Raw genomic sequence first — 16,006 nt, 5'->3', positions numbered from 1 at the left:
ACGACTGATCAGTACGGCGATTGCGTCACAGTGCCGTCTTTCGGCGCCCGGGCGGTTCCGGCAGCCCCTCCGGGCTCCGTAATCTGGCCTGAAGTGCAGAGAGCGGCGGGATTTCGTGGAACAGCAGACAGGTGGGGGCGATGTGCTGGCGGGCCGGTACCGGCTCGTCGAGCCGATCGGCCGGGGCGGCATGGGCAAGGTGTGGCGCGCGCATGACGAGCTGCTCCACAGGACCGTCGCCGTCAAGGAACTGACGGCGGGTCTGTACGTCGCCCAGGCCGACCGGGACGTCATGCACGCCCGGACCCAGAAGGAGGCCCGGGCCGCGGCCCGGATCCAGCACCCGGCGGTCGTCACCGTCCACGACGTGCTGGAGCACGACGACCGGCCGTGGATCGTCATGGAGTACATCGACGGCCCCTCCCTGGCGGAGGCGGCCAAGGCGGCGGGGCGGATCGAGCCCCGCGAGGCGGCCCGGATCGGGCTGCACGTGCTGGGCGCGCTGCGCGCCGCGCACGCGGTCGGCGTGCTGCACCGGGACGTGAAGCCGGGCAACGTGCTGCTCGCCAAGGACGGCCGGGTGCTGCTCACGGACTTCGGGATCGCGGCGATCGAGGGCGACTCGTCCATCACGCGCACCGGCGAGATCGTCGGCTCCATCGACTACCTGGCTCCCGAGCGGGTCACCGGGGGCTCGCCCGACCCGTCCTCGGACCTGTGGTCGCTGGGCGCCACCCTGTACACGGCGGTGGAGGCCCGTTCCCCGTTCCGCCGCACCTCGCCCATCTCCAGCCTCCAGGCCGTGGTCAACGACGAGCCGCCGGCGCTGCGCCAGGCCGGGGCGCTCGGGCCGATCATCACCGCCCTGCTGCGCAAGGACCCGGCGGAGCGCCCCTCGGCGGCGGAGGCCGAGCGGATGCTGCTGGAGGCGATGGAGGGCCGGGAGCCGAAGGCGGCGCAGGCGTACGTGCCCACGCGCGCGGTGAGTCCGGAGGAGCTCGCCCCGGCGCAGGACCGGCCCGAGGAGCCGCGGCCGGCCCCGCAGCGGGACGTCGCGCAGACGGCCGCGCTGCCGGAGCCCGCGATCTCCGGGACGGTGTCCGCGGCCGCTGCCGCGCCCGCCGACCGGGACGGCGGCTGGATCAAGCGCGCCGCGGTGGTGGCGCTGGTGGCCGCGCTGCTCGGCGGCGGCGGTGTCTTCGGGATCCTCAAGTACACCGGGGACGACGGCCAGGAGAGCGATCCGGACCGGATCGTGAGCTCGACGGGAGGGCAGTCGGGCGACTCCGGGAAACCGCAGGCGGCGACCCCGCCGGCCGGCTACAAGAAGGTCGTCGACCCCCTCGCCGGTTTCACGCTGTTCGTCCCGGAGGGCTGGACGCGCAAGGCGAACGGCGACCAGATCGACTACACCCCGGACGACGGCAAGCACTTCATCCGGATCGCCGCCGACCCCACCCCGGACTACAGGGATCCGCTCGCGCACCTGCTCGACCTGGAGACGCAGGTGGCGAAGCGGACCGACTACAAGAAGGTGCGGCTGAACCAGAACACCTTCCGGGACAGCACCCGGGCCGCGCTCTGGGACTTCACCTATACGGAGAAGCAGAACCACCCGGGCCCCCGCCGGGCCAAGGAGCAGATGTACATCGCCCCGGACGGCACGGAGTACGCGATCTACATGTCGAGCCCGGTCGCGAGCTGGGCCACGACCGAGCAGCAGTTCGACGTCGTGCTCACCGGCTGGGAGCCGCCCGCCAAGCAGCCCTGATCGGCCCCGATCCCGTCATCCTGCCAGCGATCACTGGCGGAAATGGCAAAATCCGGTTACCGGCGGGTACCCAAAGGCTGTCCGGAGCAATACGCTCACCGGCATGACGGACTCGCAGGCCCCCGACGCCCCCCTCCGGACCGCACCGCAGCCCACCAACCCGGTCGCCCCGGCGCCGGCCGGTGCCCGCACCGCCGCCGATGTGGTCACTCCCGACCTGGTCGCCCGGCTGACCCGCGGCGTGATCGGATCCGGTCGCACCGCCAACCACACCCCCTTCACCGGGGACCGGCTGGCGGAGCTTCCCGAGGCCACCCCCGAGGACGTGGCCGAGGCCTTCGACCGGGCCCGCGCCGCCCAGCCCGCCTGGGCGGCGGTCCCCGTACGCAAGCGGGCCGCGGTCCTGCTGCGCTTCCACGACCTGGTCCTCGCCCGGCAGGCCGAGGTCCTCGACCTGATCCAGCTGGAGACCGGCAAGGCCCGCCTGCACGCCCACGAGGAGGTCCAGGCGGTCGCCGTCTCGGCCCGCCACTACGGGCGCAAGGCCCCCGGGTACCTGCGCCCCAAGGGCCACACCGGCGCCATGCCCACCCTCACCAAGGTCACCGAGCTGCGCCAGCCGCGCGGCGTCGTCGGTCAGATCGCCCCCTGGAACTACCCGCTCGAGCTGTCGGTCGGCGACGCCCTGCCCGCCTTCGTCTCCGGCAACGCGCTCGTCATGAAGCCCGACACCGAGACCGCCCTGACCGCCCTGTGGGCCCGCGACCTGCTGATCGAGGCCGGCCTGCCCGCCGAGGTCTTCCAGATCGTCCTCGGCGAGGGCCCCGTCGTCGGCCCCGAGGTGGTCCGGCACGCGGACTACGTCTCCTTCACGGGCTCCACCCGCACCGGTCGCGAGGTCGCCCGGGGCGCCGCCGACCGCCTCGTCGGGGTCTCCCTCGAACTCGGCGGCAAGAACGCCATGCTCGTGCTGCACGACGCCGACATCGAGAAGGCCGCCGCGGGCGCCGTCCGCGCCTGCTTCTCCTCCGCCGGGCAACTGTGCATCTCCATCGAGCGGCTCTACGTCCACGCCTCGATCGCCGACGCCTTCGTCGAACGGTTCGCCGCCCGCACGAAGGCCATGCGGCTCGGCGCCTCCCTCGCGTACGGGGCGGACATGGGCTCACTGGTGGGGACGCGCCAGCTGGAGACCGTACAGCGGCACGTGGACGAAGCCGTGGCCAAGGGCGCCACCCTCGTGGCCGGCGGCACCGCCCGCCCCGACATCGGACCGCTCTTCTACGAGCCCACCATCCTCGACGGCGTCGAGGCGCCCATGGCGGTGTGCGGCGAGGAGACCTTCGGCCCGGTCGTCTCGATCTACCGCTTCACCGACGAGGACCGGGCGATCGACGAGGCCAACGCCACCGCCTACGGCCTGAACTCCAGCGTCTGGACCAAGGACTCCCGCCGCGGCCACGCCGTCGCCGCCCGCCTGCGCACCGGCACCGTCAACATCAACGAGGGCTACGCCCCCGCCTACGGCAGCGCCCAGGCGCCCATGGGCGGCATGAAGGACTCCGGCCTCGGCCGCCGCCACGGCTCCGAGGGCATCCTCAAGTACACCGAGGCCCAGACCGTCGCCCACCAGCGACTGCTCCCGATGGCGCCCTCGCTGGGCATGGACGACGAGAAGTACGCGGCGTTCATGACCCGCAGCCTCCAGGTCATGAAGGCCCTGCGACTCCGTTGATCCTCCGACTCCGTTAAAGGGGCAGCACCGTGTCTGAGTCGTACGACTACGACGTCATCGTCATCGGATCGGGCTTCGGCGGGTCGGTCTCGGCGCTGCGACTGACCGAGAAGGGCTACCGGGTCGGCGTCCTGGAGGCCGGCCGCCGGTTCACCCGCGAGAGCCTGCCGAAGAACAGCTGGGACCTGCGCAACTACTTGTGGGCCCCGGCCCTCGGGCTGTACGGGATCCAGCGGATCCACCTGCTCGGCAACGTGATGGTGCTCGCGGGCGCCGGTGTGGGCGGCGGCTCGCTCAACTACGCCAACACCCTGTACGTGCCGCCCACCGCCTTCTTCGAGGACCGGCAGTGGGCGTCCATCACCGACTGGCGGAGCGAGCTCGCCCCCTACTACGAGCAGGCCAAGCGGATGCTCGGGGTGCGCCTCAACCCGACCATGACCCCCTCCGACGTCCACCTGAAGGCGGCCGCCGAGAAGATGGGCGTCGCGGACTCCTTCCACATGGCCCCGGTCGGCGTCTTCTTCGGCGACGGCGACGACGCCGAAGGACAGCCGAAGGTGCGGCCCGGCCAGGAGGTCCCCGACCCGTACTTCGGCGGCGCCGGCCCCACCCGCCGGGCCTGCACCGAATGCGGCGAGTGCATGACGGGCTGCCGGCACGGCGCGAAGAACACCCTGAACGAGAACTACCTGCACCTCGCCGAGCGCGCCGGCGCCGTCATCCACCCGATGACCACCGTCACCGCGCTCTCCGACCACCCCGAGGGCGGCTACCGCATCCGCACCGTCCCCACCGACGGCCGCCGCCGGGGCCGCGCCAAGGTGCTGCGCGCCCGGTACGTCGTCGTCGCGGCCGGCACCTACGGCACGCAGACCCTGCTGCACACGATGAAGGACCGCGGCGAACTCCCGCGCCTGTCGCAGCGGCTCGGCGAGCTGACCCGGACCAACTCCGAGGGACTGGTCGGCGCGCAGACCGACGACCGCCGCTACCGCAAGCGCCACGGCGACGGCTCCGGCAGGGCGCAGCGGGCCGACTTCACCCGCGGCGTGGCGATCACCTCCTCGGTGCACCCCAACGCCGACACCCACATCGAGCCCGTGCGCTACGGCCGCGGCTCCAACGCCATGGGGTTCATGACCGTCCTCCAGGTCCCCCACAGCAAGCACCGGGTCCGTGCCTGGCTCGGCCGGACCGTGCGGCACCCGCTGCAGCTGGCGCGGTCGCTGTCCAACCGGCGCTGGTCGGAGCGGACCATCATCGGCCTGGTCATGCAGTCGCTGGACAACTCGCTGACCACGTACCGCAAGCCCGGCGGCATCGGGAAGGGCCTGCTCACCGCCCGCCAGGGGCACGGCGCCCCGAACCCGGTCCAGATCGCGGAGGCCACGCAGGCCGCGACCCTGCTGGCCGAGGAGATCAACGGCTTCCCGGGCAGCAACATCGGCGAGCTGATGGGGACCCCGCTGACCGCGCACTTCCTGGGCGGCTGCCCGATCGGTGCCTCGCCCGAGGAGGGCGTGGTGGACCCGTACCACCGGCTCTACGGGCACCCGGGCATCTCGGTGGTGGACGGCTCGGCCGTGTCCGCGAACCTCGGCGTGAACCCGTCGCTGACGATCACGGCGCAGGCGGAACGGGCGATGTCGTACTGGCCGAACAAGGGCGAGCGCGACCCGCGGCCCGAGCAGGGGACGGCGTACGTGCGCCTGGACGCGGTGGAACCGGTCCGTCCGGCGGTGCCCAAGGAGGCCTTCGGCGCGCTGCGGCTGCCGTTCCTCGCGGTCCCGGAGGTTCCGCCGCGGCAACCCTGAGCGATCCGGAACCTGGCGTGTGACTGCGGTGGGTACCGCGCTCCCCCTCCGAGCGCGGTACCCACCGCGGTACATACGTGACAGATGTTCAGCCTTGATGGTTGTACCGGAATCCCGCGAGGCGGGCTGTGGTGTCGATCACACAGCGAAGTGTGCAACTGCGATTGATGTTCGACAGTCAACGGCTGCATGAGAAAGCGCATGTCTTTGCTGGCCGCCGGCGCTCTGGTGGCCCTGGGTCTGGCCACCACCCCCGCACACGCCGCGGACCCCGTCTTCACCCTGGCCGGACCGGCCGGGATCGGCCTGCGCCCGCACCCCGGGCAGAGCGGTGAGCCGCAGAAGACCTCGGTGGAGTTCCGGATCCTCAACGACTCCACCAAGACCTTCGACCGCCAGAGCACCTTCACGATCGACCTGACCCCGCTCAAGGGGATCGCCGACGTGACGCTCGCCAAGGAGCAGCAGGGCGCGAACTGCACGCTCGCCGCCACGGCCGTGACCTGCACGCGCTGGGCCCTGTGGACGGGCGAGACCACCGTCGTGGGCCTGGACGTCAGGGCGGCCAAGGACAGCAAGGTCGGCCGGACCGCGGACCTGACCGTCACCGGCCGGGCGGAGGGCGCCACCTTCAAGTCCGCCACCACCAAGGTCCGCGTCGGCGGCCCCGACCTGGTCCTGGACCGCGCCGACCTGAAGGCGCAGCTGAAGCCGGGCGACAAGCAGAACCTGCCGATCATCTTCGCCAACGAGGGCACCGACCCGGTCAACGGTGTCGTCCTCGAAGTGCGCACCACGCACGGCATCGGCCTCGTCGAGCAGTACGACAACTGCTCGTACTCCGAGGACAGCGCCGCGGGCCAGCCGTGGAACACGGGCTGGAGCACGGTGCAGTGCCTGCTGGAGGGCGAGTACGAGCCGGGCGCGCTCTACGGCGTCGACGGCCCGCTGACCCTCAAGGCCGCCCCGCACGCCTTCGTCGACGGACTGACCTACGCGGTGTACGCCGCCGGCGACCAGCCGAAGTCGGGCAAGCACCGCACGCCCGCGGGCGGCAAGAAGCTGGCCGTGGCGAAGCAGGCCGGCAAGGCCTCCGCGCAGTCCGCGCAGCAGACCGGCGACCTCGACCCCCGGGACAACATCCAGGAGTTCGACTTCGCGACGCGCAACACCGCCGACCTGGTGGCCGCGGGCGTCTCCCTCAAGGGCAAGGCCGGCGAGACGGTCCGCGCCGACTTCGGCTTCCGCAACAACGGCCCCGCGTGGGTCGCGTACCTGCGCTCCGGCGAGAGCGTCGCCCGGACGGACATCGTGATCCCGGCGGGCGCGAAGGCCACCCGGGTCCCGGCCGGCTGCACGGGCGTCAATGCGAACGGCACGCCCCGCGAGCAGGCCCTGGGGGCGCCGCGCTACTTCTGCTCCACCGGTCACGTGGTGGGGGAGGCCGCGACGTTCTCCTACCCGTTCGAGCTGAAGATCGAGACGGTCGTCGCCGACGCCAAGGGCTCCGTCACGGTCGGCGAGTGGACGGCCGAGGGCACCACGCCCCACCGCTGGGACCCGAACGCGGCCAACAACAAGGGGGCCTTCGTGATCAACGCGAAGGACGGCGGCCCGGCCCCGACCCCGACCACGTCGGTCGGCCCGACCCCGACCGCCTCGGCGACGGCCACCGCGACCGCGACGGCGAGCGCCTCGGCCACCGGCACCGGCAGCGGCACCACGGCCAACGGCGGTCTCGCCTCCACCGGCAGCTCCGCCGCGGCGATCGCGCTCGGCGGCGCGGTGCTCGTGGCTGCGGGCGGCGGGCTGTTCCTGGCGTTCCGCCGCAAGGCGGGCGGGCACGCGTAACGACGCGGGCGCGCAGGACCGCGCGAGCGCACAGAACGGCCGGCCCCGGGCGTCCCCGGGGCCAGCCGTCCTTTACGGGGTGACCGGCCTGCTGTCCCCTGCCGTCCGGTCACGCGAAGGAGCGAGGTCCCACGACGCACGCTCCACGGGGCGTGCGTCTCATCGCTCCAGCGGAGCCACGCGTGGTGTTGCGGTTCCGCGGCTGGCTGACGCGGACATCCTCACCAACGAAGGGGCCCGGGGCCGGTCACGGGCCGGACGAGTGACGAACAGCCGTCACACGCGGCCGCGGCACAGCTCCAGCAGGGTCATGGCGAGTGCGGTGCCGGGCTTGCCGAGGGCGTCGCTCCAGTGCGAGAGCACCTCCATCTCGCGCGACAGGTGCACCCGGCGCCCGCCGGACGCGATCCGGGCGTCCTGGATGACCGTGGAGACGGCCATCCGCTCCTGGATCAGTCCGATGATCCGGTCGTCGAGGGCGTCGATGCGCCCACGGGAGTCGGCGATCAGCTGCTCGGGGGTGGTGGTGATCGTGGTCATGGTCTCTCCTGCGGGGTGTGTGCCGACAGGAGCGGAAACGCAGAGCGCCCCGGTCCTGTCGGACCGGGGCGCTCTGGGAAGTTCAGTGGCTCAGGCGAGCATCACGAGGACCCATGGCGACCGGACCGACCGGTGCCATAGGTAAAGAGGAAGCTCAGCTGCTTGCGCACGGGACGGATTATTACCTCCCGCGGGCCCCGGGGCCAAGCGGATTCGGATGGTGAGACGAAGAGGGCCCGGCGTCCCCCGTTAGAATCGACAAAACAGCCACCTCTTCCGCCGGAAGGCCGCCCCGTGCCAGAAGCACCCTCCGCCGCCCACGACAGCGCCCCGGACACGGTTCTCGTCGTCGACTTCGGCGCCCAGTACGCCCAGCTCATCGCCCGCCGCGTCCGCGAGGCACGGGTCTACAGCGAGATCGTGCCGAGCTCGATGCCCGTCGACGAGATGCTGGCCAAGCAGCCCAAGGCGATCATCCTCTCCGGCGGCCCGTCCTCCGTGTACGAGGAGGGCGCCCCGCGGATCGACCGGGCCCTGTTCGAGGCCGGCATCCCCGTCTTCGGCATGTGCTACGGCTTCCAGCTGATGGCCGTCACCCTCGGAGGCCAGGTCGACAACACCGGCGCCCGCGAGTACGGCCGTACGCCGCTGGCCGTCTCCAAGAACGGCTCCACCCTGTTCGAGGGCACCCCCGCGAACCAGTCGGTGTGGATGTCCCACGGTGACGCCTGCTCCGCCGCCCCCGAGGGCTTCGCCGTCACAGCGTCGACCGACGTCGTCCCGGTCGCGGCCTTCGAGAACGACGAGAAGAAGCTGTACGGCGTGCAGTACCACCCCGAGGTGATGCACTCCACGCACGGCCAGCAGATCCTCGAGCACTTCCTCTACCGCGGCGCCGGCCTCGCCCCGACCTGGACCACCGGCAACATCGTCGAGGAGCAGATCGCGGCCATCCGCGAGCAGGTCGGCGACAAGCGCGCCATCTGCGGCCTCTCCGGCGGCGTGGACTCCGCCGTCGCCGCGGCCCTCGTGCAGAAGGCCATCGGCTCGCAGCTGACCTGCGTCTACGTCGACCACGGTCTGATGCGCAAGGGCGAGACCGAGCAGGTCGAGAAGGACTTCGTCGCCGCGACCGGCGTGCAGCTGAAGGTCGTCGACGCGCAGGAGCGCTTCCTGACCGCGCTGGCGGGGGTCTCCGACCCGGAGACCAAGCGCAAGATCATCGGCCGCGAGTTCATCCGCGTCTTCGAGCAGGCCCAGCTGGAGATCCTCCAGGAGGACGGCCCGGCGGTGGCCTTCCTCGTCCAGGGCACCCTGTACCCGGACGTCGTCGAGTCCGGCGGCGGCACCGGCACCGCCAACATCAAGTCCCACCACAACGTGGGCGGGCTCCCCGACGACATCGAGTTCGAGCTCGTCGAGCCGCTGCGCCAGCTGTTCAAGGACGAGGTCCGGATGGTCGGCCAGGAGCTCGGCCTGCCGGACGAGATCGTCCAGCGCCAGCCCTTCCCCGGCCCCGGCCTGGGCATCCGCATCGTCGGCGAGGTGACCAAGGAGCGCCTGGACCTGCTCCGCGAGGCCGACGCCATCGCCCGCCACGAGCTCACCGCGGCCGGCCTGGACCGCGAGATCTGGCAGTGCCCGGTCGTCCTGCTCGCGGACGTCCGCAGCGTCGGCGTCCAGGGCGACGGCCGCACCTACGGCCACCCGATCGTGCTGCGCCCCGTGTCCTCCGAGGACGCGATGACCGCGGACTGGACGCGCATGCCGTACGAGGTGCTCGCGCGGATCTCGACCCGCATCACCAACGAGGTGCCGGACGTGAACCGGGTGGTCCTCGACTGCACGAGCAAGCCCCCGGGCACCATCGAGTGGGAGTAGTCCCACCAGGTCCCACCGGATCCACCGGTCCCACCGGATCGCAGTGAAGCCGCCGCCCGCACCCGCGGGCGGCGGCTTCGCCGTTTCTCTGGCCAGTTGGCAGGGCCCCGGGTACCTTGCGCGGCGAACCGAGCCGTCCGAGGGAGCGCCCATGCCCGATCAGCCCGTACCCGTGCCCGTGGAGCGGCTGGGCTTCGAGATGCCGCCCGTGCACGACACCGTCGAGGCGGCCCGCGCCCACCGCAAGGAACGGCTCGCCGAGGCGCTGCGGCTGCTGGAGTGCCTCGGGTACGGGGACGGGGTCGCGGGGCAGATCACCGCACGGGACCCGGAGTTCGAGGACTGCTTCTGGGTGAACCCTTTCGGACGGGCCCTCGGCGCGCTCACCGCGGACGACCTGCTGCTGGTCGACGGGGACGGCCGGGTGGTGCGGGGCGCGCGCCGGGTCAACCAGCTCGCCTTCGCCGTCCACGCGGCCGTGCACCGCAGGCGGCCCGAGGTGGTCGCCGTCGTCCGCGCGCAGGGTCCGTACGGCAGGGCGCTCGCGGCCCTGGGCGAGCTGCTGGCCCCGATCACCGAGGAGGCCTGCGCCTTCTACGAGGACCACGCGCTGCTCGACGAGTACTCCGGGGCCGACGAGCCGGAGCGGACCGCGCTCGCGCTGGGCCCGTACAAGGCGCTGATCCTGCGCAACCGCGGGCTGCTGACGGTGGGGGACTCGGTGGACGCCGCCGTCTGGTGGTTCATCGAGGCGGAGCGGGCGGCTCAGGTGCAGCTGATCGCCCGGGCCGCCGGGAAGCCGGTGCCCGCCGACCACCGTGCCGCGGCCCTGACGCGCCAGCGGTTCGGGTCCGATCTGGCGGCCTGGGTGAGCTACCAGCCGCTCAGGGAACGGGTGGCGTCAACATCATGAACCGTTAATCACCTGCTCTGACATCGTGCGCAATCCGGAGCACTGCCGCAGTGGTGCACAATTCGCTGGCATTGCACCGTAGTTCAGAGAGGCGGCACGTACGTGGCTGTCCAAGAGATGTCCCGAGGTACCCACACCACCGCCTGCGCCTGCGAGGAGTGCGCACGGGAGGGCCACCGCCGTGCCGTGGCCGCGTTCCTGGAGAAGCGCGACGAGTTCGCCTCCGGCCGGGGCGTGCCGGCCGCCGTGGCCCACTCGCTCGGCGCCTCGCGGCAGTGGGTCTCCGACGAGCTGACCCTGTCCGCCCGCACGGTCGCCGACCGGGGCCGGGAGGCCGGGAGCTCCTGGCTGTACCTGTTCTCCCGGCGGGCCGTCCTCGCCGTCTGGATCGCCGCAGGGGTCCTGCTGCTGGTGCAGGTCGCCGCCGCGCTCGGCACCGGCTGGTCCACGGCGCGCACCGCCGGGCTGCTGGCCGCCCTGGCGCTGGCCGGGCTGCTCACGGTCGCGGCCCGCGCCCAGTCGGTGCGCGGCGGGCTGCTGGCCCCGCTGGTCGGTGAGGACAACCGGCTGTCCACCTCCAAGGCGGTGCCCAGCGCCTGGGTGGTGCTGACGGCCTTCGCCACCCTGCTGCCCGCGCTGCGGCTGGCCGCCTCGGCGCCCGGGCCCGAGCGGCAGGCGCTGTACGCGGGCCTCGCGCTGGACCGGGCGCTGCCGCTGCTGGCGGTGGTCTCGCTGACCTCCGGTGTGGCGGTGCTGGTCCGCCGGGTGGTGTCCGTACGGATCATGGGCCAGCGGTTGCAGAAGCTGCCGGCGGACCGCCCGCGCGGGGCGGACCTGCTGACGGACGACGCGGGCCGCGGCAGCTTCCCGGACGCCCAGTACGTGCTCGTCTCGACGGTGGTGCTCGGCTACGCCGCGGTCTGCCTGGCGCGCTTCCCGGACCGGCTGCCGCAGCTGCCCTGGGCGCTGGCCCTGCTGGTGGCGCTGTCCGCCGCGGTGTACCTGGCGGCGAAGTACGCGGAGGGCAGCCGTCCGCTGGTGCTGTCGGTGGTGCGCAGACGGGAGCCCGGGGATCTGGACGCGGCCGTCCGCCCCGGGGACGACATCGAGATCCGGGGCGTGGGCTTCGTGCCGCCGGGGGCCCAGACGCCGGAGATGCTGGCCCGTCTGGTCGTACGGGTGGGGGCGGTGCACGTGCACGTGCCGCTGGTCCCGGTGGCGGGCGGATTCACCAACCCCTCCGACGCCGTGCTGACCGTGCCGGTCCCGGCGGAGGTGGAGCCGGGGCGCGTCGAGGTCCAGGTGGTCACCGCCGCAGGGGTGGAATCCAACCGCTGCACCATCGATGTTGCCGAGTGATCGGGGTACACATGTCCCGTGAACCGAACCGATGTTCTTGAAACCGACGCCCCTCGCGACGCGGTGGGCCTGCGCGAGCTGGCCTCCCGGCACGCACTGCTGCCCCTGCGGCTCTTCCTCGGCGTGACCTTCGTGTACGCGGGGATCGACAAGCTGACCGACCCGGCGTTCCTCTCCGCCTCCGGAGACGGCTCCATCGGCGACCTGATGCGCGGGGTGCGCGACACCTCCGCGATCCCCGGCCTCGTGGACCTGTCGCTGAACTCGCCCGTCGGCTTCGCCGTCGCCCTGGCCATCGGGGAGATCCTGGTCGGCCTCGGGGCCCTGGTCGGCCTGCTGACCCGTATCGCGGCCGTCGGCGGGGCGCTCATCGCGCTCAGCCTCTGGCTCACGGTGTCGTGGGCGGTGACCCCGTACTACTACGGCAACGACCTGATCTACATGATGGCGTGGACCCCGCTGATCCTCGCCGGGGCGCCCTACCTGTCGCTGGACTCGGTGATCCGGTCGCGCCTGTCGCGGCGTACGGCGTAGGTCACCAGCCCCACCAGCGCGGCCAGCGAGAGCCCGCCCAGGGCCATCGGGATGATCGCGAACCAGGGCAGGTCGGCCCGGCCGGTGCTGTCGAGCAGGTAGAGCACGCCCGCCACCACCAGGACGAGCCCCGCGATCAGCCGCCCGGGCTGGAACTCATGACGCCGCACGAGCCACCTCCACCAGTCCCAGACCCGCACTGAGGTGCAGGTCGATCGTTCCGCCGGCCTCGGTGCCGGCCGCCGGCGCGAGGGTTTGCGTCCGGTTCTGCTCGCCGACCCGCTCGATGCGGCCCGCGTCGTCCCCCGGCAGCTGGATGTCGCCCGCCCGCCGGATGGTCACATCGGCCTGCGCGGTGGCCTCCCGCGGCAGGACCACCTTGAGCCGGCCCGCGTCGATCGAGGCCTCGACGGCCACCGTGGTTCCCTTCGGCACGTCCAGCCGGCTCAGGTCCAGCGTGGCGAGCCCGGTGCCCGCCTCGTACACGGGCCGTACGTCGGCCACCGCGGCCGGCCGCCACTCGACGCTGCGCCAGTCGGTACCGACCTCGCGGGGCAGTACGGCCGCTCCCGCCAGCAGGCCCGAGGTGAACACGGCGAGCACGATCGTGCCGAAGCCGGTCCGTCCCAGCAGGGAGCTGACCGCGAGACCCACACCGAAGACGATCAGCGCGGCGGCGAGCCCGGTCTGCAGCGCCTCGCCGAGCGGATTGCCCTCCCACGCGGAGCCGGTCCCCGCGATCCCGGCCAGCAGCGCCAGGACGAAGACCCGGCCCCCGATGCCGCCGCGCGGGCGGGCCGGGGCGGCGGGCGCCTTCGCGGACGCCTTCGGGGTACGGCCGCTCACGACGGGGTCCACGGTGTCATCGGGCCCCCACAGGTAGCCCGTCCCGCCGACCGGGCCGGTCGTACCGTCCTTGACCAGCGGATCCCGCCACCAGGACGGGCCGCCGGGGGCGGGCGGGGCCTGCGTCTCCGGCGGGGCCGGCGAGTGCGCGGTGCGGTGCGCGCCGCCGCCCGGCTCGGGCGTCTGCGCCTCGGGCTGGCAGAGGTGCCGCTGCCGCTGCGACCAGTACGAGGCCCCGCCCAGCGCCAGGACGACCAGGACGGAGAAGGCCGCCAGCCCGCCGTTGTCCAGCATCGACAGGAACAGCGCGCAGCCCACCAGCGCGGCGAACACCGCCGCCAGCGTCGCGCCCTCGACCCGGCCGGTCAGCAGCTTCTTCGCCTCGCTGTCCTCCTCGCCCTCCTGGGGGAGCAGCAGCCACGCGAAGCCGTAGAAGATCAGACCCACGCCGCCGGTGACCGCGAGGACGCCGAGGACGATCCGGAAGACCACCGGGTCCAGGTCGAAGTACCGGCCGAGGCCGCCGCACACGCCCGCGAGGACCTTGTCGCGCTTGCTGCGGCGCAGGGGCGGCCGCGCATCGGCGGCCCGAGGGGCCCCTGGCTCGGCCGGTGGGGCGTCGTGTACTTCGGTCATGGGTCCATGGTGACGGCCCGCGGAAGCGGAGGGCATCGGGCCCTACCCTGGTGCAACCCTGATATCCCCCCGGTACAAGTGGGGGGATGCCCTGATGACCGGCCCCCGCCGGGCGTGTGACCCTTGGTGACATGCCCGTAGCCGCCGCCCCCCGTACCCCGCACGCACCGGACGCCGACGAGGTCCCGCAGCGCAAGCTCTACCGCAGCGCCGACGGCCGGATGCTCGGCGGTGTCGCACGCGGTCTCGCAGGGCACCTCGGGCTGCCCGTGGGATGGGTCCGCCTGGCCTTCCTGCTGCTGTTCATGTGGGGGGACGGGCTGGGCGTGCTGCTGTACGCGGCTTTCTGGGTCTTCGTACCGCTGGGCGTCGGCGGCCGGACCGGGCACCGTTCCTTCTTCGAGACCCTCCCCGACGGCAGCCGGCGGCTGCGCAAACCCGACCGCGGGCAGATCACCGCGCTGGTCGCCCTGTTCATCGGCGCGGGCATCTTCATCTCCAAGGTCCAGCTCGGCGGCGCCTCCGGCCGGTACGTGTGGCCGACGCTGCTGGTCGGGGCCGGGGTGGTGCTCGTATGGCGGCAGGCCGACAACGCCCGCCGCGCGCACTGGTCCGAGGCCGTGGGACGGCACGGACGCCTGCTGCAGGCCGCCCGGGCACTGGCCGGCGTGGCCCTGGTGGGGGTGGGCCTGACCGTCTTCATCGTCGTACGGGGCTCCGCGGCGCAGCTCGGCAACGTCCTCACCGCGACCCTCGCCGTCCTCGTCGGCGTGGCCCTGCTCGCCGGGCCCTGGCTGATCCGGATGACCCAGGACCTCTCCGAGGAACGCCTGATGCGCATCCGCGCCCAGGAACGCGCCGAGGTCGCGGCCCACGTGCACGACTCGGTGCTGCACACCCTCACCCTGATCCAGCGCAACGCGGAGGACGTCTCCGAGGTGCGCCGCCTGGCCCGGGCCCAGGAACGTGAGCTGCGGAACTGGCTCTACAAGCCGGAGGGCACCGGCAAGGACGAGGCGGAGGAGCCGGCCACCCTCGCGGAGGCCGTGAAGAAGACCGCCGCCGACGTCGAGGACCACCACGGCGTCCCGATCGAGGTCGTCGTCGTCGGCGACTGCCCGCTCGACGAGGGCCTGGCGGCGCAGATCCAGGCCGCGCGCGAAGCGATGGTCAACGCCGCCAAGTACGGTGGCGAGGGCGGGCCGGTGCAGGTGTACGCGGAGGTGGAGGGGCGGACGGTGTTCGTGTCCGTACGGGACCGGGGACCGGGCTTCGACATCGACGCGGTACCGAGCGACCGCATGGGCGTACGAGAATCGATCATCGGCCGGATGCAGCGCAACGGCGGGACCGCACGGCTGCGGTCCGCGCCCGACGGCGGCACGGAAGTCGAGCTGGAGATGGAGAGGGCGGCGAACGCAGCATGACCGAGGCCGGAGAGAACGCAGGCGCGGGGGAGACCAGGCGCGTCCGGGTGGTGCTCGTCGACGACCACAGGATGTTCCGTACGGGAGTGCAGGCCGAGATCGGCGAGACCGAGCGCACGGGGGTCGAGGTCGTCGGCGAGGCCGCCGACGTCGACCAGGCCGTCACGGTCATCACCGCCACCCGCCCCGAGGTGGTCCTGCTCGACGTGCACCTGCCCGGCGGCGGTGGCGTCGAGGTGCTGCGGCGCTGCGCCCCGCTGATGGCGGCGGCCGTGAACCCGGTGCGGTTCCTGGCGCTGTCGGTGTCGGACGCGGCCGAGGACGTCATCGGGGTCATCCGGGGCGGTGCGCGGGGGTACGTCACCAAGACCATCACCGGCACCGACCTGGTGGACTCGGTCTTTCGCGTGCAGGACGGGGACGCGGTGTTCTCGCCGCGGCTGGCGGGCTTCGTGCTCGACGCGTTCGCCTCTACGGACGCGCCGCCGGTCGACGAGGACCTGGACCGGCTCACCCAGCGCGAGCGCGAGGTGCTGCGGCTGATCGCGCGCGGGTACGCGTACAAGGAGATCGCCAAGCAGCTCTTCATCTCGGTGAAGACGGTCGAGTCGCACGTCTCCGCCGTCCTGCGCAAGCTCCAGCTGTCCAACCGGCACGAGCTGACCCGCTGGGCGACGGCCCGCCGCCTGGTCTGAT

13 protein-coding genes are annotated in these 16,006 nt (G+C 72.7%); 10 read left to right on the top strand and 3 right to left on the bottom strand.

Annotated elements, in window-relative coordinates:
• Positions 1 to 115: 115 nt before the first annotated feature.
• The 4 genes from B6R96_RS14550 (at position 116) to B6R96_RS14535 (ending at position 7,174) form a co-directional block, all read left to right on the top strand.
• Positions 116 to 1,771 carry a serine/threonine-protein kinase gene (locus B6R96_RS14550; protein WP_081522664.1) on the top strand — a complete coding sequence of 552 codons (1,656 nt, stop codon included), beginning with the start codon at positions 116 to 118 and terminating at the stop codon, positions 1,769 to 1,771.
• Between the two features lie 103 nt (positions 1,772 to 1,874).
• Complete coding sequence (locus tag B6R96_RS14545; RefSeq protein ID WP_053177006.1) at positions 1,875 to 3,506, top strand: succinic semialdehyde dehydrogenase; 1,632 nt, start codon at positions 1,875 to 1,877, stop codon at positions 3,504 to 3,506.
• A 29-nt stretch (positions 3,507 to 3,535) separates the two neighbouring features.
• Positions 3,536 to 5,323 carry a GMC oxidoreductase gene (locus B6R96_RS14540; RefSeq protein ID WP_081522663.1) on the top strand — a complete coding sequence of 596 codons (1,788 nt, stop codon included), beginning with the start codon at positions 3,536 to 3,538 and terminating at the stop codon, positions 5,321 to 5,323.
• A gap of 201 nt (positions 5,324 to 5,524) precedes the next feature.
• The gene (locus tag B6R96_RS14535; protein WP_159396328.1) at positions 5,525 to 7,174 is read left to right on the top strand and encodes an LPXTG cell wall anchor domain-containing protein; all 1,650 of its coding nucleotides are present in this window, start codon (positions 5,525 to 5,527) and stop codon (positions 7,172 to 7,174) included.
• A 276-nt stretch (positions 7,175 to 7,450) separates the two neighbouring features.
• Here the strand turns inward: B6R96_RS14535 and B6R96_RS14530 are convergent, their stop codons facing one another.
• Positions 7,451 to 7,714 (bottom strand): chorismate mutase, encoded by a 264-nt coding sequence (locus B6R96_RS14530; protein WP_030389120.1) that lies wholly within the window; start codon positions 7,712 to 7,714, stop codon positions 7,451 to 7,453.
• A 294-nt stretch (positions 7,715 to 8,008) separates the two neighbouring features.
• On the opposite strand from B6R96_RS14530, the gene guaA reads away from it, so the two are divergent.
• The 4 genes from guaA (at position 8,009) to B6R96_RS14510 (ending at position 12,401) form a co-directional block, all read left to right on the top strand.
• Positions 8,009 to 9,595: a glutamine-hydrolyzing GMP synthase gene (gene guaA / locus B6R96_RS14525; RefSeq protein ID WP_030389121.1), complete on the top strand. Its 1,587-nt coding sequence runs from the start codon at positions 8,009 to 8,011 to the stop codon at positions 9,593 to 9,595.
• Between the two features lie 151 nt (positions 9,596 to 9,746).
• The gene (locus B6R96_RS14520) at positions 9,747 to 10,508 is read left to right on the top strand and encodes a class II aldolase/adducin family protein (protein ID WP_081522661.1); all 762 of its coding nucleotides are present in this window, start codon (positions 9,747 to 9,749) and stop codon (positions 10,506 to 10,508) included.
• Between the two features lie 102 nt (positions 10,509 to 10,610).
• Entirely contained in the window at positions 10,611 to 11,867 is a 1,257-nt protein-coding gene (locus B6R96_RS14515) for a hypothetical protein (RefSeq protein WP_203351628.1), read from the top strand.
• A gap of 18 nt (positions 11,868 to 11,885) precedes the next feature.
• A complete protein-coding gene (locus B6R96_RS14510) occupies positions 11,886 to 12,401 on the top strand; it encodes a TQO small subunit DoxD (protein WP_030389124.1) in 516 nt (171 codons plus the stop codon).
• Here the strand turns inward: B6R96_RS14510 and B6R96_RS14505 are convergent.
• Together B6R96_RS14505 and B6R96_RS14500 are read right to left on the bottom strand one after the other, a co-directional pair.
• Positions 12,347 to 12,571 (bottom strand): hypothetical protein, encoded by a 225-nt coding sequence (locus B6R96_RS14505; RefSeq protein ID WP_030389125.1) that lies wholly within the window; start codon positions 12,569 to 12,571, stop codon positions 12,347 to 12,349. The two genes, B6R96_RS14510 and B6R96_RS14505, sit on opposite strands and share 55 nt — an antisense overlap.
• Positions 12,558 to 13,883, bottom strand: coding sequence for a PspC domain-containing protein (locus tag B6R96_RS14500; RefSeq protein WP_081522659.1), 1,326 nt, complete (start codon positions 13,881 to 13,883; stop codon positions 12,558 to 12,560). The genes B6R96_RS14505 and B6R96_RS14500 overlap by 14 nt, the downstream gene beginning before the upstream one ends.
• 131 nt (positions 13,884 to 14,014) lie before the next feature.
• Here B6R96_RS14500 and B6R96_RS14495 point away from each other — a divergent pair, with 131 nt between their 5' ends.
• Positions 14,015 to 15,310: an ATP-binding protein gene (locus tag B6R96_RS14495; RefSeq protein WP_030389127.1), complete on the top strand. Its 1,296-nt coding sequence runs from the start codon at positions 14,015 to 14,017 to the stop codon at positions 15,308 to 15,310.
• Entirely contained in the window at positions 15,307 to 16,005 is a 699-nt protein-coding gene (locus B6R96_RS14490; RefSeq protein WP_030389128.1) for a LuxR C-terminal-related transcriptional regulator, read from the top strand. Before B6R96_RS14495 ends, B6R96_RS14490 begins: the two co-directional genes overlap by 4 nt.
• Position 16,006: the final 1 nt, after the last annotated feature.

This window comes from Streptomyces sp. Sge12, from assembly GCF_002080455.1.
Classification (GTDB): Bacteria; Actinomycetota; Actinomycetes; order Streptomycetales; family Streptomycetaceae; genus Streptomyces.
The sequence above is the reverse complement of the archived record's forward strand: the minus strand, read 5'-3'. Positions and strand labels throughout refer to the sequence as shown.

What these genes read in the sequence shown, in the direction of transcription:
- B6R96_RS14490 (WP_030389128.1), top strand. Translation starts at nt 15,307, where the DNA reads ATGACCGAGGCCGGAGAGAACGCAGGCGCGGGGGAGACCAGGCGCGTC.
- B6R96_RS14530 (WP_030389120.1), bottom strand. Translation starts at nt 7,714, where the DNA reads ATGACCACGATCACCACCACCCCCGAGCAGCTGATCGCCGACTCCCGT.
- B6R96_RS14545 (WP_053177006.1), top strand. Translation starts at nt 1,875, where the DNA reads ATGACGGACTCGCAGGCCCCCGACGCCCCCCTCCGGACCGCACCGCAG.
- B6R96_RS14520 (WP_081522661.1), top strand. Translation starts at nt 9,747, where the DNA reads ATGCCCGATCAGCCCGTACCCGTGCCCGTGGAGCGGCTGGGCTTCGAG.
- B6R96_RS14535 (WP_159396328.1), top strand. Translation starts at nt 5,525, where the DNA reads ATGTCTTTGCTGGCCGCCGGCGCTCTGGTGGCCCTGGGTCTGGCCACC.
- B6R96_RS14500 (WP_081522659.1), bottom strand. Translation starts at nt 13,883, where the DNA reads ATGACCGAAGTACACGACGCCCCACCGGCCGAGCCAGGGGCCCCTCGG.
- B6R96_RS14495 (WP_030389127.1), top strand. Translation starts at nt 14,015, where the DNA reads ATGCCCGTAGCCGCCGCCCCCCGTACCCCGCACGCACCGGACGCCGAC.